Below are 21,046 nucleotides of genomic sequence, written 5' to 3'. Positions count from 1 at the left end.
GCTTCCATAGAGTTGTTCCTTAAGTTCACTCTGATGGCGATAGATTTCCTGACGAAAGATGTTGTACCAATGATTGATGGTATTGCGATTAAAACCAGTCAGCAAAGCGGTTTTTGAGGCTTCAATATCGGCACAAAAGTGGCGAATAATTTTTTTGAGCTGATATGTGCTTAATTTACTGTTGTATCTCATTTTTCTAGTCTAACAGAGTGATTCTGCTAGTTTAGAGCCTTTACAAAAAGCAGAACATTGGATTGGACATTATTGCGGCAATAAAACGGCTTGGAACCAAGCCACGCAACTCTTTATTTTGCGCGGTTTAATGCAAGGAATGGATTTTAAACAACTCTGTGCATACAGCGGTGATTTCGAATTTTCAGCGCTGCCACTAATCGAAAGAAAGCGCAAAAGAGCAGCTCAATTGCACCGTTTAATAGATCGGTGTTTTCCTATTAAACGTAAAATCTATTTCCAATCGCGGTAGATAATAGATCGCTTATTTGCGTTTTGGCGTAATTGATAAGGAAGGCAGCTGCCAGTCGCCTCGAATGGCGAAAAGGCGCAGGATAATCACGCAGAACATAGTCAGAATATCGCGCAGCCAAGGGCTGAAATGCCATTCTGTCAGCCCAAGATAGACTAAGCCGCCGATAATCACGCAGGAGATGTAGATTTCGCGGCATAAGACCAAGGGCAGTTTGTTGCAGATGATGTCGCGCATGATGCCGCCGGCGACAGCGGTCAGCACGCCCATGAGAATCACAAAGGGATAGGCGAGACTTTTGCTCATCGCCACTTGAAAGCCGATGACGGCAAATGCGCCTAAGCCGATGGCATCAAAAAAACGCAGAGGGCGTTCAAAAACGGATTCGATATGGTGATAAAAGATTTGCACCAAAATGGCGGTGCCGACAATCACATAGAGATAATTGAGATCGTGCAGCCAAAACAGCGGATGGCGGTTAATGAGCAAATCGCGCAGTGTTCCGCCGCCGATGGCACCGATGGAGGCAATCATGAGCGCGCCGATAAAATCTAATCCAACCCGTTTGGCGAGCGTACTGGCGGCAACTGCCGCCGCCGCACAGCCGAATAAGTCCATGCCGTAGATCAGCGGGGCAGTCTGCCAAGCCATTATTTTGCCTTGATGGTGCTTTCTAAGATGCTGAGTAGTTCATCTGGTTGGCGGTAGCCTTCTACCAATGTGCCGTTGGATAGCACGATGGCGGGTGTGCCGGCAACACCGAATTGCACGCCGATATTAAATTGTTCCGCCGCAATTTTGCTTTTGACAGGTTTTAACAGGCTTTTGCCGCCTTTGCTTTTGGCCTCATTTAGCGCCGCCTGCTTGTCTTCTGCCAGCCAAATGGCTTCCATTTGATCGGCTACTTTAGATTCTGCACCCGCACGCGGGAAAGCTAAATAGCGCACAGTAATGCCACGTTCATTGTATTCCGCCATGTGTTCATGCAGGCGCATGCAATAGGGACAGGTAATGTCGGTAAATACGCTGACCACATATTTCTCTTCTTTGGCGGGGTAGATAATCATCTTGTCCGCCATGGCATTGAGTTTGTCGATGAGCACGACATTGCTTAAATCGACAGGACCTTCGGGCGTGATTTGTACGAGTGAGCCTTGCAGAAAATATTGTCCGTCTTCACTGGCGTAGAAAATGCCCTGATCGCTGAGGACGGTTTTCAAGCCGGCAATCGGCGAGTCGCTGATTTGCATATTGCTGACGCCGAAAGGACTGAGAGCGGTAATGATTTTTTCATTATCAGCCAATGCCGGTAAAGCGGCGGCGGTAAGCATGGAAAGTAGAAGGGGTTTAATGTGCATATAATTCCTTAAATTTGAGAAAAACTAAAAGCCTCTTCTAAATAGAAGAGGCTTTTTCTAATATTTGGCTTAGCTATTTGCCAACATCGCGCGCAGCATCCATGCGTTTTTTTCATGGGTTTGCATACGTACGGTCAATAAATCGGCAGTCGGCTCGTCGCCTGCTTCGTCAACAGTCGAAATGAGCGAACGGCAGGTGCGGGCAACGGTTTCTTGTCCTTCCACCAGTTCTTTGACCATTTCAGTCGCGCTGAGGCGGTTATCGCCGTCTTTAATACTGGTCAATCCGCTGAATTCTTTGTAAGAACCCGGTGCCAGATGTCCTAGGGCGCGGATACGTTCGGCGATTTCGTCAATTGCAGGTGCCAATTCGGTGTATTGGCTTTCGAACATGGTATGCAGGGCATTGAATTGAGGACCTGTGACGTTCCAGTGATAATTGTGGGTTTTGATGTAGAGGCTGTAGCTGTCCGCCAGTACTTTTGATAAGCCGTCGGCAATGGCTTTGCGTTGCGAATCGTTTAATCCGATATTGATTTCCATGATATTTTCCTCGCTTTATTTAAGAGTGCGTTTAGTATAGCTCATTATCGAAACAAGACAATGAGCATAATTTAATTTAATCATCAAACAAAAATCAATTTGATTTTTCAATTGAAAAGAATTCGCTTATGGATTTTTCTTCCTTCAAAGGCAGTTTGTGTTGCAAGAGTCCTTTGTGATAACTGGGGAAGCTGCCGCTGCGATAGGTGAAAAAATTATGCGGTTTTAAATAGTTGTAAAACAACAATAATAAGCAGGGCAGGCAAATCGCCAAGGTGTAGCGTGTGAGCAATCTGCCGCTTAAGGGAACAAAATCGCGGAAGAAGGCACGGAATATCCAGATAAAGACGCCGCAGGAGAGTAAAAAGGCAGGAAAATCTAACCAGTTGATATTCAATTGAAAGATGAGCCAATAGACGATTTGGTCGTTAATGCTGGTAAATAGCGAAAGCGAGGACACCAAGCCTAAAAGCGGTATGAGCAGATAGCGGCGCACCAGCGGCAGGATCATGCTGTGTATGACCCATACGATGGCTAAAATCGTTGCGGCGGAAAAGAAAAGTAGGCGCCAATTGGCGAAATAGTTAATTGGAGTTTCCAGATAATCCGTCCACATCGGCAGAGCAAGAGCGAGCATAAACCAACAGATAGCGGCAACCGGCTGCGTAATCCACAGCCATTTAGCGGATTTTGCCGCATTCGGCATCGGGGCTTTGGGGTCGATCCAGAGCTTAATGAGGCTGCTGCCCATGGTAATGGCGGTGTTTTTGTCGATGACGGCGCGGCTGCGCAGATTTTTGCTATTGATTTGCGCCTCATGCAGATTGCGGATTTGCAGACCTTCGGGGCTTTCTTCAATGATGAGATGATAGTCGGCAACGCCCAGTGCGCGGATAACGATGTCATTATCCACCGCCCGCCCGATGCGGACGGGAAATTGCTCGGCTTCATAGACTTCATAGCGGGTTTCGATTTTTAGTTCTGCCATGTGATTTGCTCCAACATATGCGCCATAATGGCTTTGCCTAGGCGGGTTTGTACGCCGTGCAGTACGATTTCGATTAAAAAGCCCGATTGCGGGTCGCCGATTTTTGCCGCAATCATGCGCATATCGTCGATGCTTTCGCCATCTTTGGCGAAATGTTTGCTGGGTTGGCGGCAGAATGTGGTTTTAAAGGTGCTGCCGGCGATGCTGACAAAGTCGGCTTCGCAGTCGAAATTGCCGTAGTCGCGCATCGGGCGCGGCGAGAAATGCATGCGGTAGGCTTGGCTGTAATTGCGGTAGAAACGGCTGCTCAGTATCGGCTCGCGTGCATAAATTTGCGTGTAGGAATAGCCGAATTCGCCGATGGTCACGTCATTATTGATATAGGTGGAGCGGTCGTTGAAGCAGGTAACGGCTTGTGCGCCGATCAGGTCTTCTATATCCGGCTCCGGCGAGCTGTCCCAGCAGCGCACGTCGTCCGACATCGCCAACGGTACAAGGTAATCGCCTACTGTGCCTTGCTGCCATTGCCGCTTGAGGGCATCGGCATAGTAGCTGTGATTGTCGGCAAAAAGTTGCTCGGTAATGGTGTCGTTGATGTTTTTGGGGGCGTTGTCGGCGCTGTCTATCAGACTTTGCAGATATTGCGCCGGAATGATGAAGCTGATGTCGCTGCCGCTGTTGAGATAGGAGACGTTGATTCCCACCACTTCGCCTTTATTGTTCAGCGTCGGACCGCCGCTCATGCCGCTGTTGAGCGCGCCTGAAAAGAGAATTTGCGCGCGCGCGGATTTGCGCAAAAGACCGTTGTTGATGCCGTCGATAATCACAAAGCCCAAATCATGCGGATTGCCGAGCGCATATAAGGCTTCGCCTTGATTCGGTACGCCGGCAAGAGTAAAGGCTGCGCCTAAGGCTTTTTCGGCGCGCAAAATGGCGAGGTCGTGGATGATGTCCACATTGATTAGCTCGAGCTTGCCGGATTGGTCTTTGCTGTCCAAATATTCGGGGCGGTGTTTTTCTTTTTGCAAGACATCGGAGATGACGTGGTAGTTGGTGGCAATCAAACTGCCGTCGCCGATTAAAAAGCCTGAGCCGATGGAGGTTTTTTGCCCGGTGGCTTCGTTTATCACGCGGATTTGCACGATGCTGTCTTGATAACGCGAGAATAATTGGCTGGCATCGCTGCTTAAGGGTGTTGCCGCGCCGATTTCCTGAGGCATCGCATCAAGCGGCATGCCGTCTTCTGTCGCGATTTGCGCCATGCTTGCTGCGCTGAAGCAGGCAAGGAATAAAAAGGCTGATTTCATGCTAATTCAATCCGTATCATGCGGCGTTTGCCGACTTGCACAATGCCGCTAAATCCTGCCGAGAGTTGCAGGTCTTTATTATCGACTTTTTCGCCGTCGATTTTTACCGCACCTTGCTTAATCATGCGGAAGGCTTCGGAGGTGCTGTCCACCAAACCGGCTTCTTTGAGCATATGCGCAATGCCGATGCCTTCGTCGACCTTGAGCGACAGGGTTTCCAAATCTTCCGGCACTTCGCCTTTGGCAAAGCGGTTGATGAAGGCTTCTTGAGAGGCGTCCGCCGCGGCATGGTCGTGGAAACGGCTGACCAGTTCGTGCGCCAGTTCGAATTTAATGTCGCGCGGATTGCGTCCCTGTGCGGCTTCTGTTTTGAGTTGCTCGATTTCGGCTAAGGGGCGGAAAGAAAGCAGCAAGAACCAGCGCCACATCAGTTCGTCGGAAATCGACATGATTTTGCCGAACATTTCATTGGCAGGCTCGAAGATGCCGATGTAATTGCCGAGGGATTTGCTCATTTTCTGCACGCCGTCCAAGCCTTCTAAAATAGGCATGGTAATCACGGTTTGCGGCAGCAGTCCGTATTCGCGCTGAATATCGCGCCCGACTAAGAGATTGAATTTTTGGTCGGTGCCGCCTAATTCCACGTCGCAATTCAGCGCTACGGAATCATAGGCTTGGGTCAGAGAATACAAAAATTCATGCACGGCAATCGGGCGGTTTTCGCTGTAGCGTTTTTGGAAATCGTCGCGCTCGAGAATCCGCGCGACCGTATATTTAGACGTCAGGCGCACCATATCCGCCGCCGTCATTTTATCCATCCATTCCGAATTGAAGCGGACTTCGGTTTTGTCGGGGTCGAGAATTTTAAATACTTGGTCTTGATAGGTTTGGGCATTGGTCAGCACCTGCTCTTTCGACAGCGGTGGACGGGTTACGTTTTTGCCGGAAGGATCGCCGATTTGCGCGGTGAAATCGCCGACCAAGAAAATCACTTGATGTCCCAAATCTTGGAATTGGCGTAATTTGTTCAGCACGACCGTATGCCCGAAATGCAAATCGGGCGCGGTGGGATCCATGCCGAGCTTAATGCGTAAGGTTTTGCCTGCTTTGAGTCTTTCCAGCAATTCCGCTTCGCCGATAAAATCTTCCGCACCGCGGCGGATAATCGCTAATTGTTCGTCCAAAGTTTTGTTCATGTGCATTCCTAAGAAAAATGGATAAAATGGAATCTTTAGTCTAAAAGAGCCTCTAGTGCCTAAACTACCCAAACATAATTCCGACCGCATTACCCGCCGTATGCTCCCTTGGGTATTTCTGCTAGCGATAGCAGGCATCCTATATATCGTCTATGCCCCTTTTCATCAAACGGAAACAAGCGTCGCGGATACGGCCGCATGGCAGGAAGAGGACTGGTTCGACCACTCAGAAAACGCACATGATACCGCAAGCCAAGCTCAATCACTAAGCACAGAAGAATATCAGGCTCTGCAAAAGGCGCAAGAAGCCGCTTGGCATGCCGATATTGCGCAGAGAGAAATCGCGCAGCAACAAGCGGTGGCGGATAATCAGGACGGCGCTCCAGTGCCGGAAACCGCTGAAACGGATATGACTTCTCCGACAGATAAGGCTTTGAGCGATTCCTTGCGAGAAGCGGAAAGAGAAGAGAAAACGATTGCCCAAGAAGATGAGGTTCTCGTAGAAGAACAGGCGGCAGAGGAGGCATTATCGGAACAGGCGACCGCAAACCAAACAAATACCGTATCGGCTGAAGTCGCGCCTGAAAAACCGACGGTGGAAAGTCCCGATGTCAGCGTCAGCCGCGGCGTGTTTGAAAAACGTCTGCTCATCATCGGCAGAAGCAATAATGCTTGGCAAAGTATTGTGATGCGCAAAAACATCAATCCCGTCTTATTAGAACAATTGGAAGGCTTGGTCAAACGCTTGGCGCAGCCGCATAAATCGGTGGAAATCTTATACAGCGACTATGTGCGCAACGGCAAAGTCGATCCCGCCAACAGCAAATTACTGGCGGTGCGTACCGCGCAATGGGCGTATTTTACCAATGAAGAAGGCGGCAAATTGTATTTCTACGATATGGAGGGTAATGCACCCGAGCCCAGTATGGATCGCGCGCCCTTCCGCTACAGCCATGTTACTTCCGAATTTAATCCCAACCGTCTGCATCCGATTACCCGCCGTGTGCGACCGCATTTGGGCGTGGATTTAAAAGGTCCGCACGGCACGCCGATTGCCAGCACCGGCGTCGGCATCGTCAGCTTTGCCGGTTGGCAGGGTGGTTATGGGCGCATTGTGATTGTGCAGCATCCTAATCAATATGAAACCCGCTATGCACATCTGTCTTCCATCGAAGTGGAAGTCGGGCAGCAGGTCAAACGCGGACAAATTATCGGCAAATTGGGCAACAGCGGTTTATCGACAGGCGCACATCTGCATTTTGAAGTGCGGATTAGCGGCACGCCTTACGACCCCATGACAGTTAAACTTCCGAGCTACAAACCGCTACGGCGCAGCGATTTACCGGTTTTCCAACAATACGCCAATCTGTATTTGCAAGCTATTGATGAATTGAAAGCCCTTAAGTAGAGTCGTCGATAATAGCAGCACAAGCAAGTGCGCTTTCAGGCGATTTGCTTGTGTTGAGGTGTTTTGAAAATAATGATATTACAAAGCTTAACTGCGTAATAGTTCGTTAATGCCTGTTTTGCTGCGTGTTTTTTCATCAACTTGTTTGATGATGACGGCGCAATACAGGCTGTGGCTGCCGTCGGCGGCAGGCAGATTGCCGGAAACAACCACAGAACCTGCGGGAACGCGTCCGTAAGTAATTTCTCCGGTCATGCGGTTGTAAATTTTCGTGGATTGTCCGATATAAACGCCCATGGAGATAACCGAGCCTTTTTCGACGATGACGCCTTCCACGATTTCGCTGCGCGCGCCGATAAAGCAATTATCTTCAATAATGGTAGGACTGGCTTGTAAGGGCTCGAGTACGCCGCCGATGCCCACGCCGCCGCTTAAATGCACGTTTTTGCCGATTTGCGCGCAAGAGCCTACGGTCGCCCATGTATCGACCATCGTGCCTTCATCAACATAAGCGCCGATATTGACGTATGAGGGCATCAAAACGACGCCTTTGCCCAAGAATGTGCCACGGCGGGCGACTGCCGGCGGTACGACACGCACGCCTTCGGCGGCAAAGCGTTCTTGGCTGTAATCGGCATAGCGGCTGGGGACTTTGTCAAAATAGTGCGTATAGCCGTGCGGCATGATGTGGTTGTCTTGAATGCGGAAAGACAGCAGAACGGCTTTTTTTATCCATTCGTTGACTTGCCAACCTGCTGCGCCCGGCTGAGCAACGCGCAATGTGCCGCTTTCAAGTTGCTGCAAGGTTTCTTCGATGGCTTCGCGCAGTTCTTTGCCGGCATTCGAGGGATTGATGTCGGCGCGTTGTTCAAAGGCGTTTTCGATGATGTTTTGTAAATCCATGTCGGTTTCCTGTAGCTAAAGGTCGGGCATTATAACTGATGCGCCGAGCGAAAGGCTTTACTATCTGTTTTTTAGATTTATGCTTAGAAAACGGGCGGTTTTGCGGTATAGTAGACAGGTTTTTAGTACAGGGATACGAATGAAGCCTTTTGGACGTAAAAGATATATTGCGGAGCATGCCAATTCTTGGGAGCTTTTGTTTGGTAGGATTTTGACACCGTTTGAAAAAATTGTGAACAGTTCGATTGGCAGCGGCATGTTGCTAATCGTATTGACAGTGATTGCGATGCTACTGGCGAATTCGCCTTTCTACGGACTTTATGACAAGCTTTTGCATCAGCATTTAGTGATTGCTATCGGCGATATGCGCATTGATATGACTCTGCATCATTGGATAAATGATGCGCTGATGTGTATTTTCTTTTATCTCGTCGGTTTGGAAATCAAGCGTGAAATGTTGGTAGGGGAGTTGTCCTCTTTCCGTCAGGCGATTTTGCCGATTATGGCAGCCATGGGCGGGATGATTGTTCCTGCATTGGTCTATTTTGCTTTTAATCCTAGCGGTCCGAATGCCGGCGGTTGGGGGATTCCGATGGCCACCGATATTGCTTTTGCGATTGCGATTTTGCTGCTCTTGGGCGATCGTGTTCCGGCAGGATTAATGACGATTTTGATGGCTTTGGCGATTGTGGATGATTTGGGTGCGGTGGCGGTCATTGCCTTGTTTTATACGGAAGCCATTAATTATACGGCTTTGATTTCCGCCTTTATTTGCTTTGCTGTCTTGATGGTGTTTAATCGCGCGGGTGTTCGGGCGATTTGGGCGTATTTAGTAGTAGCGGCTGCGATGTGGTTATGTATGTTGTTTTCCGGTGTACATGCTACGATTGCCGGCGTTTTGGGGGCTTTGGCAACGCCGGTACATTCTTTGTATCGCCCTGCCGAATTCAGTCGCGAAGCGCGTAAGTTGTTAGACAGATTCGATATTTATCGCGAGAACGAAAAATCTTTTATGGTGTCTGACCGCTTAAATGCCGTGCTTTATACTTTGGAAAGCGGCATTAATCGGGCGCAAACCCCTTTGCAACGTTTAGAGCATACTTTGCATAAGCCTGTATATTTCTTAGTAATTCCATTGTTTGTACTATTTAATGCCGGCGTGCATTTGGATTTCGGTACATTGCATTTATTACCGCAGAGTTCGGTGGTGCAGGGTGTTGTTTTAGGTTTGAGCGTGGGTAAATTAATCGGCATTTTCGCTGCAGTATGGCTGTGTGTGAAATTAAATTTGGCGGTCTTGCCTAAAGGTGTGAATTTCGGTCATATCATTGGCGTCGGACTCTTGGCGGGTATCGGCTTTACGATGTCAATCTTTATTTCGGAACTAGCCTTTAAAAATGATCCTCTGCATTTGTCGGAAGCGAAAATCGCCATTTTATTCGCCTCTGTCTGCGCGGGCGTTTTGGGCTATTGCTGGCTGCGTTTTTTTACCACTAAGGAAGACTATTCATGAGTGATGCGAGAAAATATTTCGGCACCGACGGCGTGCGCGGTCATGTCGGCACGGAGCCGATGACGCCGCAATGGGTCATGCATCTGGCTTGGGCGGTGGGCAAAATGCTCAATGACGCGGGTTTTGCCGGCGATAAAGTTTTAGTCGGCAAAGATACGCGGATTTCCGGTTATATGCTGGAAAATGCGGTTATCGCAGGTTTGTCCGCCGCCGGTATGGATGTGCATATGCTGGGCGTGATGCCTACGCCGGGGATTGCCTATTTTACCCGTACCTTCCATGCGGCGGCAGGGGTGGTTATTAGCGCCTCGCACAATGTCTTTAGCGATAACGGTGTGAAAGTCTTTGCCCGCGGCGGTTACAAATTGCCCGATAGTGCCGAAGCGCAGATTGAGCGTTATTTGGAACGCCCGATGAAACTGGTAGCGCCGGCGGAGATGGGCAAGGTTTATCGCATTGATGAAGCGCGCGGACGTTATATTGAATTCTGTAAAAACTCGATTGCCCTGAATTTGCCCTTTGAGCGCTTGAAAATCGTATTGGATTGCGCCAATGGCGCGACCTATGCCATCGCGCCGGCGGTATTTAGCGAATTGGGTGCGAAAGTAAAAGTCATTCATGCCGAGCCGAACGGCTGCAATATCAATGCCGGCTGCGGTTCTACGCATCCGGAATCTTTGCAGCGTGCCGTGCGCGATGAACAAGCCGATTTCGGTATCGCTTTCGACGGCGACGGCGACCGCGTCTTAATGGTTGATAGACAGGGACGACTTATCGATGGCGATGTAATTTTATATATCATTGCCAAATACCGCGCTTTCAGAGGTGAGAAGCTGCATAATGTGGTCGGCACCTTAATGACCAATTTAGGGCTGGAACGCGCATTTGCCAATATGGGCATTCAGTTGCACCGCACCAATGTCGGCGACCGCTATGTTTTGGAAAAATTGCAAGAATTGGACGCACGCATCGGCGGCGAGAATTCCGGGCATATTATCTGCTTGGATAGAAACTCGACGGGAGATGGTATCATAGCCGCTTTGCAAGTCTTGGCGGCAATACTGGAAATGCAAACCAGCTTGGAAGAGCTGACCGCCGATTTGCAGATGACCACGCAAATATTAAAAAATGTGACGGTGGAACAAAGAGACCGCGTCATGCAAAGCGAAAACGTGAAAAACGCGATTGCACAAGCCGAGCAAGAATTAGGCAAGGAAGCGCGTTTGTTAATCCGTCCATCAGGCACGGAGCCGAAAATCCGCGTCATGGCGGAGGGCGATGACGAGCGCCTATTGGAAAAGGTCGTCAACGAATTAATTCGGGTAATTAAACAGGAGAATAGTCATGCGTAAACCCATAGCAGCCGCAAACTGGAAAATGAACGGCGATTTGGCATTAATCAACACATTTGCCGCCGCACAATTGGCTCATGCCAATGTGCAGACCATTTGGGGATTGCCGGCTATTTTATTGCCGGCGGCGAAAGCGGCAGGATTTGCCGATTTGGCGGGCGAAGACGTATCTGCTTATGAAAAAGGTGCTTACACAGGCGAGATTTCTGCCGCCATGCTGAAAGAAGCCGGTTGCGCCTATTGCATCATCGGACATTCGGAACGCCGCACCATGCACGGCGAAGATGAAAGCATCTTGCAAGAAAAATGGAAACAATTAAAAGCGCAGGGCATTCATCCCGTATATTGCTTGGGAGAATCGGAAGCCGAATATGACGGCGGACAAACCCAAGCGGCAATCGAACGCCAATTGTTACCGATTTTAGAAGCCGGATTGATTGACGAGCATACGGTATTGGCATATGAGCCGGTATGGGCGATCGGTACGGGAAAAGCCGCCACTGCAGAATATGCGCAAAGCGTGCATGAGCAAATTCGGAAAATCCTTTCCGAGAAATGTGGTAACATAGCAGAAAAGGTAAGAATTCTTTATGGCGGCAGCGTGAAACCCGACAATGCGTCAGAGTTGATTGTTAAAGCCGATATCGACGGATTCTTAGTAGGCGGAGCATCCTTACAAGCAGATGCTTTTGGTAAGATTATTGAGGCTATGGCATGATTTTAATCATTGCACAAATTATTTTTCTCGCAACAGCGATAGGGCTAAGCGTTCTAATCCTGTTGCAACAATCAAAAGGCGCTGGAATGGGCGCCTCTTTTGGTGCGGGCGCTTCAGGCACGGTGTTTGGCGCGCGCGGCGCAGGTTCGTTTTTATACAAATTAACGCGCATCTTGGCGGTGATATTCTTCATCAGCGCTTTGATGATGGGTTATGTGCAAAATAAACAAGCGAATAGCGGTAATATTTTGCAAAATAATCAGTTTGAAACGCAAAATTCAGCAGCAGGTATTGACGTACCCCTTGGCGATAGTGATAATAGCGCCCCTGCTTCTGATGCCGGTATTCCTTTGGAAAGCAATCAGTAATAAGACTGCTTCTAGAAGAAAATACGCCGACGTGGTGGAATTGGTAGACACGCTATCTTGAGGGGGTAGTGAGCCTAGCTCGTGCGAGTTCGAGTCTCGCCGTCGGCACCATTATTGATTATACGGCTAATAATTAGCCACAAATCATGAAAGCAAGGTAAAGATGCATGATAGTCATTAAAAAAGGCATAGAATTGCCCATCTCTGGTGCTGTCGCCAACGATAGTATCCATCAGCTTCCGACTCAAGCACTTTATGCCGTGATTGGTGATGATTACCTCGGTCTGCGACCGACAATGATGATTGCCGTAGGGGATAAGGTTCGCGAGGGACAACCACTCTTTGAAGATAAAAAAAATCCGGGCGTATTTATCTGCTCTCCTGTTTCAGGGGAAATCGCAGATATCGTACGCGGCGAACGCCGTCGTTTGCTGGCGGTAACGATTCGTCCCGATGAAAGTCTGGAACCTATTCGTTTCACCCAGTTTGATGAAGATGCTTTGGCGGAAATCTCTGCCGAACAAGTACGCGAGCAATTGCAAAAAAGCGGCACTTGGGCTTTATTCCGTCAACGTCCTTTCGATAAAACGCCGAAAATTGATGCGACACCGCAGGCGATTTTCGTTAATACGATGGATAGCAATCCCTTAGCCGTAAATCCTATGTTGGCATTTGCCGATCGGGAAGCCGATTATCAAGCAGGCTTAACGGTGTTGAGTAAATTAACAGCAGGCCCCGTGCATGTGGTTCATGAGCCTAAAACAAAATTGCCGCAAACCTTAGCGCGCCATGTGCAATATCATGCAATAGACGGTATTCATCCTGCGGGATTGGTGGGAACGCATATCCACTTTATTGATCCGGTAAGCGTAAATAAAACTGCATGGCATCTAAATTTGCAGGACTTGCTGGCGATTGGTCATTTATTCCGCACAGGGCGCTTGGATAATGAGCGCATTATCAGCATTGCCGGACCCGGCGTGAAAAATCCGCAATTCGTTAAAACACGCATCGGTGTTAGCTTAACTCATGTATTAAAGGATAATCTTGCCGAAGGCGAGCAGCGTATTATTTCCGGTTCTATTTTTGCCGGTCGTCAAACCGACGCAGAAACGGCATTCTTAGGTTTTTATGATAAGCAAGTGATCGTTCTGCCGGAAGGTCGCGATTCTGTTTTCTTAGAATTTATGCGTCCCGGTGCAAATTCTTATTCGCGTACTCGTGCCTATTTAGGACGTTTTCTGAAAAAACCTTTGCCGTTTACCACCTCTATGCAAGGTTCACCCCGTCCAATCGTGCCTTTTGGTATTTATGACGAGGTTATGCCTTTGGATATTTTGCCGACCTTGCTTTTAAAGGCTTTGGTCATTAAAGATACGGATACGGCGGTACAATTAGGTGCTTTGGAATTAGCGGAAGAAGACGTAGCTTTGCTGACCTATGTTGACCCGGGCAAACATGATTTTGGGGCAATTTTGCGTGAAAATCTTGAGCAAATTGAAGAGGAAGGCTAAGTATGAAGCAATTATTTGACAAGATGGCGCCGATTTTTGAAAAAGGCGGCAAATTAGAAGCCCTTTATCCGGTTTATGAAGCGGCTGCAACGATTTTTTATAGCCCGAATTATGTGACTGCGCGTCCTTCGCATGTGCGTGACCCGATTGATTTAAAAAGGGTTATGATTCTGGTGTGGCTGGCGGCTTTTCCTGCCATGTTTTTCGGTTGGTATTTTGCCGGCTCCCAAGCCGCTTTAGCCGGCGGGATTGAACGCGGCTTTTTCGGCAATTTGATTGCCGGCGCAATGCTGCATTTGCCTGTCTATATTGTGACTTTCGCGGTCGGCGGCTTTTGGGAAGTCTTATTTGCCATTGTGCGCAAGCATGAAGTATCCGAAGGCTTTTTCGTTACCTCGATTCTGTTTTCTTTGATTCTGCCGCCTAGCATTCCTTTATGGCAAGTAGCACTCGGTATCAGCTTTGGCGTCGTTATCGGTAAAGAAGTCTTCGGTGGTACAGGACGCAACTTTATCAATCCGGCTTTGGCAGGACGTGCGTTTTTATATTTCGCCTATCCTGCGCAGATGTCCGGCGATAAGGTATGGGCTGGTGCCGAGCAATATGTGGACGGCTATACCGGCGCGACACCTTTGTCGCAAGCAGCTGCAGACGGTATGTCTTCGCTTAATCTGAGCTGGTGGGACGCTTTTATCGGCAATATGCCCGGTTCGGTAGGGGAGGTTTCTACCTTTGCCATTTTATTAGGTGCGGCATTTTTGCTGATTACCGGTATCGCTTCTTGGCGCATTATGCTAGGCACCTTATTAGGCTGCGTTGCCACTTCATTGCTGTTTAATATCATTGGTAGCGAAACCAACCCGATGTTTGCCATGCCGTTTTGGTGGCATATCGTCTTAGGCGGATTTGCCTTTGGTGCCGTGTTTATGGCGACTGACCCAGTTACAGCATCCGTAACGAATACCGGACGTTATGTTTTCGGTTTCCTGATTGGCATGATGACGGTTTTGATTCGTGTGGTCAACCCGGCTTTCCCAGAGGGAATTATGTTAGCGATTATTTTTGCCAACATTTTTGCTCCTACTATCGATTACTTTGTGATGAACGCCAATATCAAGCGTCGTAAGGTGAGAACTCATGTCAACTGAAAATAAATCTCTCGATATTTTTAAGTTCGCGGGTATGGTGTGTTTGGCCTGCTCATTAGTGGTCTCTGTTTCGGCGGTCGCTTTGCGCGGTTTGCAAACGCAGAATGCGAATAATGAAATGAAGATTAATATCCTGCGTGCTGCCGGTTTGGCAGGCGCGGATGAGAAATTATCTGCAGCGCAAATTGATGAAAAATTCAAGGAAGTTGTGCCGGTAGTGGTTGAGCTTGCCACAGGAGAATTGGATAAGAGCAAGAATCCTCTGGAATATAAAATGTATGCGGCAGCGCAAAATAATCAAGACGGGCGCGCATTAAGCGAAGATCCTGCCAATATCAAGCGCATCGCCAAACACGGCTCGGCTTATGTGTTGCTCAAAGGCGATGACATCGACCGTTTGATTTTACCGATACAAGGTTACGGTTTATGGTCGACGATGTATGGTTTTACCGCCTTGACCTTTAAAAGCGAGCAGCCTGAAATCGCCAGCATTACTTTCTATCAGCAGGCTGAAACAGCGGGCTTGGGTTCAAGAATTACCGAGCCAGCTTGGCAAAGCAAATTTGAGGGTCGGATTCCTTATGATGCCAACGGTACTCCGCAATTGGAAATTGTGAAACCGAGAGTCAGCTATGAGGAAAATCAGGTCGAAGCGATTGCCGGCGCTACGTTGACCAGTAAAGGCGTTGAAAATATGATGAATTTCTGGTTGGGCGAGCAGGGCTATCAGCCTTTTGTGGAGCGGATTGTCGGTGGTGAAATCGACGCGCAGGCATTGCGCGATGCCAGCCAAGCCGCAGCACAAGGTCAATAATGGGGTGTGCACATGAGTGAAAAAACGTATTCTTATAAAGAAATTTTACTGGCGCCGATTTTTGCGAATAACCCAATCGGTTTGCAAGTATTGGGTATCTGTTCTGCTTTGGCGGTAACAGGCAGCATGAAAACGGCTTTTTTGATGAGTTTGAGTTTAACGGCGGTAACTGCCTTTTCAAATTTATTCATTAGCTTGATTCGTAACCGTATCCCTAACAGCATCCGAATTATTGTGCAAATGACGGTGGTTGCTTCTTTGGTAATTTTGGTTGATCAGCTGTTGAAAGCTTTTGCTTTTGAATTGTCTAAGCAGCTTTCTGTTTTTGTCGGTTTGATTATTACCAACTGTATTGTGATGGGGCGTTTGGAAGCCTATGCCATGTCTAATCCGCCTTTACCCAGTTTGGTGGACGGTATCGGCAACGGTTTGGGCTATAGCGCGATGCTTTTATCTGTGGGAACGGTGCGCGAGATTTTCGGCAGCGGCACATGGTTCGGCATTCCCGTATTGCCTACCGTCGAAAGCGGCGGCTGGTACTTGCCTAACGGTCTCATGGTATTGCCTCCCAGTGCCTTCTTTGTTATCGGCTTGCTGATTTGGGCTTTGCGTACATGGAAAAGCAATCAGGTCGAGCCGCGCGAATACGTAGAAGCAAAAGCGGCTAAACCGCTGGTCGGCGGGCATCCTGCGCATCATTAAGGAGTTAAGGCAATGGAACATTATATTAGCCTCTTTGTTAAATCAATTTTTATTGAAAATATGGCACTGTCCTTTTTCTTGGGCATGTGTACTTTCTTAGCCATTTCCAAAAAAATCAGTACGGCAATGGGATTGGGGATTGCAGTCATCGTGGTGCAAACCCTGACTGTGCCGCTGAATAATCTTCTCTATACCTATTTACTGAAAGAAAATGCGGTATTGTGGCAGAGCTTGGGCATGAACGTGAATTTGAGTTTCCTCGGCTTGATTGCCTATATCGGCGTGATTGCGGCGATGGTGCAAGTCTTGGAAATGTTCTTAGACAAATACGTGCCGGCGCTTTATGCCGCTTTAGGGATTTTCCTGCCGCTGATTACGGTGAATTGCGCGATTATGGCGGGTTCATTGTTCATGGTTGAGCGTAATTATAATTTCGGCGAATCGGTCGTCTATGGTATCGGCGGCGGTTTCGGCTGGGCTTTGGCTATCGTGCTTTTAGCGGGCGTGCGTGAGAAATTGCGCTATGCCGATGTGCCTAAAGGCTTGCAAGGCTTAGGAATTACTTTTATCGCCACAGGTTTGATGGCATTAGGCTTTATGTCTTTCTCCGGCGTGCAGTTGTAAGCGAGGAAACAATGGAAATTATTTACGGAATACTCATTTTTACCGGCTTGGTACTGCTCTTAGCTGCGGTTATTTTAGTGGCGAAAAAATGGCTGGTGCTGGAAGGCAATATTAAAATCATCGTTAACGGCGAAAAAGAAATCGACGTGCCTGCCGGCGGCAAATTGCTCGGCGCTTTGGCGGAAGGCGGCATTTACGTGTCTTCGGCTTGTGGCGGCGGCGGCAGCTGCGGTCAGTGCCGCGTTAAGGTCAGCGAAGGCGGCGGCGAGATTTTACCGACCGAACTTAACCATATTACCAAGCGCGAAGCGCGAGAAGGCGAGCGTTTGTCTTGCCAAGTGGCGGTCAAGCGCGATATGCATGTGGAAGTCGAGGAATCGGTATTCGGCGTTAAAAAATGGGAATGCACGGTTATTTCTAATGATAACAAGGCAACCTTTATTAAAGAGCTGAAATTACAGATTCCGGACGGCGAATCGGTGCCTTTCCGTGCCGGCGGCTATATCCAGATTGAAGCTCCGGCACATGAAGTCAAATATGCGGACTACAAAGATAATATTGCGGCTGAATTCCATGAAGATTGGGATAAATTTGATTTGTGGCGCTATGTCTCAACAGTGAATGAGCCGATTATCCGTGCTTACTCTATGGCGAATTATCCTTTAGAAGAAGGCATCATTATGCTTAACGTACGGATTGCTTCTCCGCCGCCGCGCGGGCCCGAAGGCATTCCTCCGGGTAAGATGTCGTCTTATATTTGGTCATTAAAACCCGGTGATAAAGTGATTATTTCAGGACCTTTCGGCGAGTTTTTTGCCAAAGAAACCGAGGCGGAAATGGTCTTTATCGGCGGCGGTGCAGGTATGGCGCCGATGCGTTCGCATATTTTTGATCAGCTTAAACGTATTGGCACTAAACGTAAAATCACTTTTTGGTATGGCGCACGTTCCAAGAAAGAAATTTTCTACAAAGAAGATTTTGATGCCTTGGCAGCAGAATTTCCGAATTTCACTTGGCATATTGCGCTTTCGGATGCTTTGCCGGAGGATAATTGGACAGGTTATACCGGCTTTATTCATAATGTGGTGTATGAGCAGTATTTGAAAGATCATCCGGCACCTGAAGATTGCGAATATTATATGTGCGGTCCGCCGATTATGAACAAATCCGTGATCGATATGCTGCATAATTTGGGCGTTGAAGATGACAACATCATGCTTGATGACTTCGGTGGTTAAGCGAATGCGTCTTTCACAATGGAAAATGCCACTCCTTTTTGCAGTGGCATTATGCTTTTTATCGGCTTGTGCGGAAGAAGCATCGCTTAATTTGCAGGTTTTGCGCGGACAAACAATGGGTACTTATTGGCAAGTCAGCATTGCCGAGAAGCATTTGCCGATTGAAGCTTCTGCCTTGCAAACAGGGATTGAGGCGGAATTGGCGGCAGTCAATCAGTCGATGTCCACCTATATTCCCGATTCGGAACTGATGCGCTGGAATCGGCAAAGCAGTAGCGAGCCGCAAAATATTAGCCCCGAATTGCGGCATGTCGTCGCGAAAGCCCTGCAAATTAGCGCGCAAAGCGAAGGTATGTACGATGTAACGGTCGGGCCCTTGGTCAATTTATGGGGATTCGGCCCTGATAAAGTGCAAAGGGCACCGAGCGAGGCGGCGGTGGCGGAAGTGCTGTCTTATACAGGCTATCAGCATCTGCAATTAAGCGCGGCTGGGCTGGCAAAAGACCATCCGCAAACGCAGATTGATTTGTCTTCAATCGCCAAAGGCTACGGCGTGGACAGAGTGGCCGATTATTTGCAGCGGCAGGGATTGCAACATTTCATCATTGATATCGGCGGCGAAGTGCGTATGCAGGGCAACCGTTTTGGGCAGGCGTGGCGTATCGGCGTGGAAATGCCCAAGCATAGCGGTGCGCGTGAATTGGAAAGCGTGATTCGCGTGCAAGACCGGCAATTATCGATGGCGACTTCTGGCAATTATCGTAATTTTCTTAATTACGAAGGTGTGCAAGCGGTGCATACGATTAACCCTAAAACCGGCAAGGGCGCGCAATCTTCGCTGCTTTCGGTAACCGTGTTGCATGAAGATTGCATGAGCGCCGATGCTTATGCAACGGCGTTAATGGCATTAGGCGACAGGCAAGCGGAAGATTTTGCCGCCCGATACGATTTGGCGGTATTATTTATTTTTGCGGGCGAGCAGGCGGGCGAATTCACATTGCGCACGAGTCCGCGTTATGAATCTGTATTAAAAGGAGACAATCCATGATTGAGGCACTACTTATTTTTATTGTATTTGCATTGGTAATGTTGGGCATGGCAGTAGGTGTGATGTGCGGACGCAAGCCGATTGCGGGCAGCTGCGGCGGTTTAGGCGCAGTCGGCGTGGAGCGCGCCTGCGGCTGTAAAGACGTATGTAAAAACGAGGAAGTGACGGAGCAAAAGAGCGCTAGGCAATCGTCTGATACGCAGATTTATCGTCCTTAATCTATATTCATATCAAAACAATAAACGATTTTTATCTGTCGGTTTAAACAATAAGAAATCTAACACTTTAGCTTTTCGTCTTTGCGATGAGTTGACGATATTAAAGCAAGGTGCAACTCTTGTCCTGATGTTGAAAATATTGCCGTAAGCCATCGATATAGTCGGATAAGCGAAAAAGTCATGCCAAAGCAGGGAGGCGCAGGCAGTACGAAAAGTACTACAGCGTTTGGCTCGCCTTGCCGTACGCTTTTGATACTGTCTGCGGCTCGCCGCCTTGTACTACTTTTTCATTTCTCCGACTATAGTCAAAGAATTGAAAAAGTATTACGGATTTGGTTTGCCTTGCCTTGCCGTACGCTCTGTACTGCCTGCAGCTCGCCGCCTTGTACTAATTTCCACTTCTCCGACTATATGTATGCTTTTCATTTCTGCGCTCAGATGAAGACAAGGTGAAAATCTCTTAAGAAATACAAAGATTATTTCAGGTGTTAAGAAAATATTGACAATTTCAATTGAAATATTCATCTTTTTCTGTTGAATTTTTATGCTTTAATAATTTGGCTAAGATAATGTTTTAAATGAAAAACATTCCTATTGGCGCTTAAATGATAAAGTACAAAAGAGAGGCAATGATGAAAATCGTCATGATACCAAAAGTATTATCTGCGGCATTGATGTGCGCGTATGCACAGATGCTTTGGGCGGCGGATGAGGCGGCGGAAAAAATCGATGTTGCTACTTTGCAACAGACCGCAAGCAGCATTTTCCAAGCTTTGCCAAGTCAAGCGCAGTTAAAAGAAGTCAATCCGCAAACCACAAAAGCTTTGGTCGCGCTTGGGTAGAAGCTGTATTTTGAACCGCGCCTATCCCAATCGCGCAATATTTCTTGTAATACCTGCCATAATTTATCTACTTACGGTGTCGATAATGCGGCTTTAAGCTTGGGTGTAGGAGCAGAACTAGGCGGTCGCAATTCGCCGACAGTATTAAATGCAGCATTAAATGCCAGCCAATTTTGGGATGGTCGAGCCCATGATGTAGAAGAGCAGGCAGGCGGTCCTTTGCTTAATCCTGTGGAAATGGCATTGCCGGATGAGGCGACAGCCGTGCAGCGTATCGCTGAAATTCCGGGCTATGTAGAAGAATTTAAACAGGTATTCGGCGATGATGAGGTGAGCTTCACGCGTATTACTTCTGCTATCGGTGCTTTTGAACGCACTTTATTAACGCCTTCTCGTTTTGATGCCTTTTTAAGCGGCGATCAGGCAGCATTAAATGCGCCAGAATTGCGTGGTTTGAATGCTTTTATCAATCGCGGCTGTATTTCCTGTCATGCCGGTGTGAATTTAGGTGGCGAACATTTTCAAAAATTCGGTTTAGTCGAAGGTCCTTATTGGAACCTGAGTTCGGGATAAGCACCCCACTAAAAAATAAAGAGCAATTGTGATAATCTGCTGTTTTGACGAAACAAACCATCACAAAAGCCCTTTAACATGGAACATCTTACAACACTTTTCTGCCAAGTAGATGATTTTTGTAAAACATTTGAAGCAGACTTTAACCGCACACTCATCAGCAAACCCAACAGCAGAAACCGAAAAG

Annotated in this window: 22 protein-coding genes, 1 tRNA gene and 2 pseudogenes; 17 read left to right on the top strand and 8 right to left on the bottom strand. The window is 48.1% G+C overall.

The window, feature by feature from the left end:
• The 7 genes and pseudogenes from ACJHVI_RS09510 to tyrS form a co-directional block, all read right to left on the bottom strand.
• A pseudogene (locus ACJHVI_RS09510) lies at window positions 1-192 on the bottom strand (IS1595 family transposase); the annotation flags it as partial.
• Between the two features lie 304 nt (window positions 193-496).
• Complete coding sequence (locus ACJHVI_RS09505; protein ID WP_483184484.1) at window positions 497-1,135, bottom strand: trimeric intracellular cation channel family protein; 639 nt, start codon at window positions 1,133-1,135, stop codon at window positions 497-499.
• Complete coding sequence (dsbC, locus tag ACJHVI_RS09500) at window positions 1,135-1,836, bottom strand: bifunctional protein-disulfide isomerase/oxidoreductase DsbC (protein ID WP_483184486.1); 702 nt, start codon at window positions 1,834-1,836, stop codon at window positions 1,135-1,137. The genes ACJHVI_RS09505 and dsbC overlap by 1 nt, the downstream gene beginning before the upstream one ends.
• A 75-nt stretch (window positions 1,837-1,911) precedes the next feature.
• Complete coding sequence (locus ACJHVI_RS09495; RefSeq protein WP_483184483.1) at window positions 1,912-2,385, bottom strand: Dps family protein; 474 nt, start codon at window positions 2,383-2,385, stop codon at window positions 1,912-1,914.
• A 94-nt stretch (window positions 2,386-2,479) separates the two neighbouring features.
• Entirely contained in the window at window positions 2,480-3,373 is an 894-nt protein-coding gene (locus tag ACJHVI_RS09490; RefSeq protein ID WP_483184482.1) for an FHA domain-containing protein, read from the bottom strand.
• On the bottom strand, window positions 3,361-4,680 hold the full coding sequence (locus tag ACJHVI_RS09485) for a S1 family peptidase (protein WP_483184481.1): 1,320 nt from the start codon (window positions 4,678-4,680) through the stop codon (window positions 3,361-3,363). The genes ACJHVI_RS09490 and ACJHVI_RS09485 overlap by 13 nt, the downstream gene beginning before the upstream one ends.
• Window positions 4,677-5,876: a tyrosine--tRNA ligase gene (gene tyrS, locus ACJHVI_RS09480; protein WP_483184480.1), complete on the bottom strand. Its 1,200-nt coding sequence runs from the start codon at window positions 5,874-5,876 to the stop codon at window positions 4,677-4,679. The genes ACJHVI_RS09485 and tyrS overlap by 4 nt, the downstream gene beginning before the upstream one ends.
• Before the next feature lie 55 nt (window positions 5,877-5,931).
• Here tyrS and ACJHVI_RS09475 point away from each other — a divergent pair, with 55 nt between their 5' ends.
• Complete coding sequence (locus ACJHVI_RS09475) at window positions 5,932-7,284, top strand: peptidoglycan DD-metalloendopeptidase family protein (protein ID WP_483184479.1); 1,353 nt, start codon at window positions 5,932-5,934, stop codon at window positions 7,282-7,284.
• Between the two features lie 87 nt (window positions 7,285-7,371).
• Here the strand turns inward: ACJHVI_RS09475 and dapD are convergent, their stop codons facing one another.
• Window positions 7,372-8,187, bottom strand: coding sequence for a 2,3,4,5-tetrahydropyridine-2,6-dicarboxylate N-succinyltransferase (gene dapD / locus ACJHVI_RS09470; RefSeq protein WP_483184478.1), 816 nt, complete (start codon window positions 8,185-8,187; stop codon window positions 7,372-7,374).
• A 232-nt stretch (window positions 8,188-8,419) separates the two neighbouring features.
• On the opposite strand from dapD, the gene nhaA reads away from it, so the two are divergent.
• From nhaA to ACJHVI_RS09390, 16 genes and pseudogenes are all read left to right on the top strand, one after another.
• A complete protein-coding gene (gene nhaA, locus ACJHVI_RS09465) occupies window positions 8,420-9,700 on the top strand; it encodes a Na+/H+ antiporter NhaA (protein WP_483184477.1) in 1,281 nt (426 codons plus the stop codon).
• Window positions 9,697-11,052 (top strand): phosphoglucosamine mutase, encoded by a 1,356-nt coding sequence (glmM, locus tag ACJHVI_RS09460; RefSeq protein ID WP_483184476.1) that lies wholly within the window; start codon window positions 9,697-9,699, stop codon window positions 11,050-11,052. The genes nhaA and glmM overlap by 4 nt, the downstream gene beginning before the upstream one ends.
• Complete coding sequence (tpiA, locus tag ACJHVI_RS09455; protein WP_483184475.1) at window positions 11,045-11,770, top strand: triose-phosphate isomerase; 726 nt, start codon at window positions 11,045-11,047, stop codon at window positions 11,768-11,770. Before glmM ends, tpiA begins: the two co-directional genes overlap by 8 nt.
• On the top strand, window positions 11,767-12,138 hold the full coding sequence (secG, locus tag ACJHVI_RS09450) for a preprotein translocase subunit SecG (RefSeq protein WP_483184474.1): 372 nt from the start codon (window positions 11,767-11,769) through the stop codon (window positions 12,136-12,138). Before tpiA ends, secG begins: the two co-directional genes overlap by 4 nt.
• Before the next feature lie 25 nt (window positions 12,139-12,163).
• Window positions 12,164-12,249, top strand: a tRNA-Leu gene (locus ACJHVI_RS09445).
• Window positions 12,250-12,305: 56 nt separating this feature from the next.
• Window positions 12,306-13,652, top strand: a complete 1,347-nt coding sequence (locus ACJHVI_RS09440; RefSeq protein ID WP_483184473.1) for a Na(+)-translocating NADH-quinone reductase subunit A — start codon at window positions 12,306-12,308, stop codon at window positions 13,650-13,652.
• Window positions 13,653-13,654: 2 nt separating this feature from the next.
• Entirely contained in the window at window positions 13,655-14,800 is a 1,146-nt protein-coding gene (locus tag ACJHVI_RS09435; protein WP_483184472.1) for an NADH:ubiquinone reductase (Na(+)-transporting) subunit B, read from the top strand.
• Entirely contained in the window at window positions 14,790-15,614 is an 825-nt protein-coding gene (locus ACJHVI_RS09430; protein WP_483184471.1) for a Na(+)-translocating NADH-quinone reductase subunit C, read from the top strand. Before ACJHVI_RS09435 ends, ACJHVI_RS09430 begins: the two co-directional genes overlap by 11 nt.
• 12 nt (window positions 15,615-15,626) lie before the next feature.
• Window positions 15,627-16,316, top strand: coding sequence for an NADH:ubiquinone reductase (Na(+)-transporting) subunit D (locus tag ACJHVI_RS09425; protein ID WP_483184470.1), 690 nt, complete (start codon window positions 15,627-15,629; stop codon window positions 16,314-16,316).
• 12 nt (window positions 16,317-16,328) lie between these two features.
• Window positions 16,329-16,940: an NADH:ubiquinone reductase (Na(+)-transporting) subunit E gene (gene nqrE / locus ACJHVI_RS09420; protein WP_483184469.1), complete on the top strand. Its 612-nt coding sequence runs from the start codon at window positions 16,329-16,331 to the stop codon at window positions 16,938-16,940.
• Between the two features lie 11 nt (window positions 16,941-16,951).
• Window positions 16,952-18,178, top strand: coding sequence for an NADH:ubiquinone reductase (Na(+)-transporting) subunit F (nqrF, locus tag ACJHVI_RS09415; RefSeq protein WP_483184468.1), 1,227 nt, complete (start codon window positions 16,952-16,954; stop codon window positions 18,176-18,178).
• A complete protein-coding gene (locus ACJHVI_RS09410; protein ID WP_483184467.1) occupies window positions 18,144-19,226 on the top strand; it encodes an FAD:protein FMN transferase in 1,083 nt (360 codons plus the stop codon). Before nqrF ends, ACJHVI_RS09410 begins: the two co-directional genes overlap by 35 nt.
• Complete coding sequence (gene nqrM, locus ACJHVI_RS09405; protein WP_115218226.1) at window positions 19,223-19,444, top strand: (Na+)-NQR maturation NqrM; 222 nt, start codon at window positions 19,223-19,225, stop codon at window positions 19,442-19,444. Before ACJHVI_RS09410 ends, nqrM begins: the two co-directional genes overlap by 4 nt.
• A 629-nt stretch (window positions 19,445-20,073) precedes the next feature.
• A complete protein-coding gene (locus ACJHVI_RS09400; RefSeq protein WP_483184466.1) occupies window positions 20,074-20,286 on the top strand; it encodes a hypothetical protein in 213 nt (70 codons plus the stop codon).
• A 3-nt stretch (window positions 20,287-20,289) separates the two neighbouring features.
• Window positions 20,290-20,859, top strand: a complete 570-nt coding sequence (locus tag ACJHVI_RS09395; protein WP_483184485.1) for a cytochrome-c peroxidase — start codon at window positions 20,290-20,292, stop codon at window positions 20,857-20,859.
• Window positions 20,860-20,937: 78 nt separating this feature from the next.
• Window positions 20,938-21,046 (top strand): annotated as a pseudogene (locus ACJHVI_RS09390) (IS982 family transposase); the annotation flags it as partial.

The sequence above is a fragment of the Suttonella sp. genome (assembly GCF_056855035.1).
The sequence above is the reverse complement of the archived record's forward strand: the minus strand, read 5'-3'. Positions and strand labels throughout refer to the sequence as shown.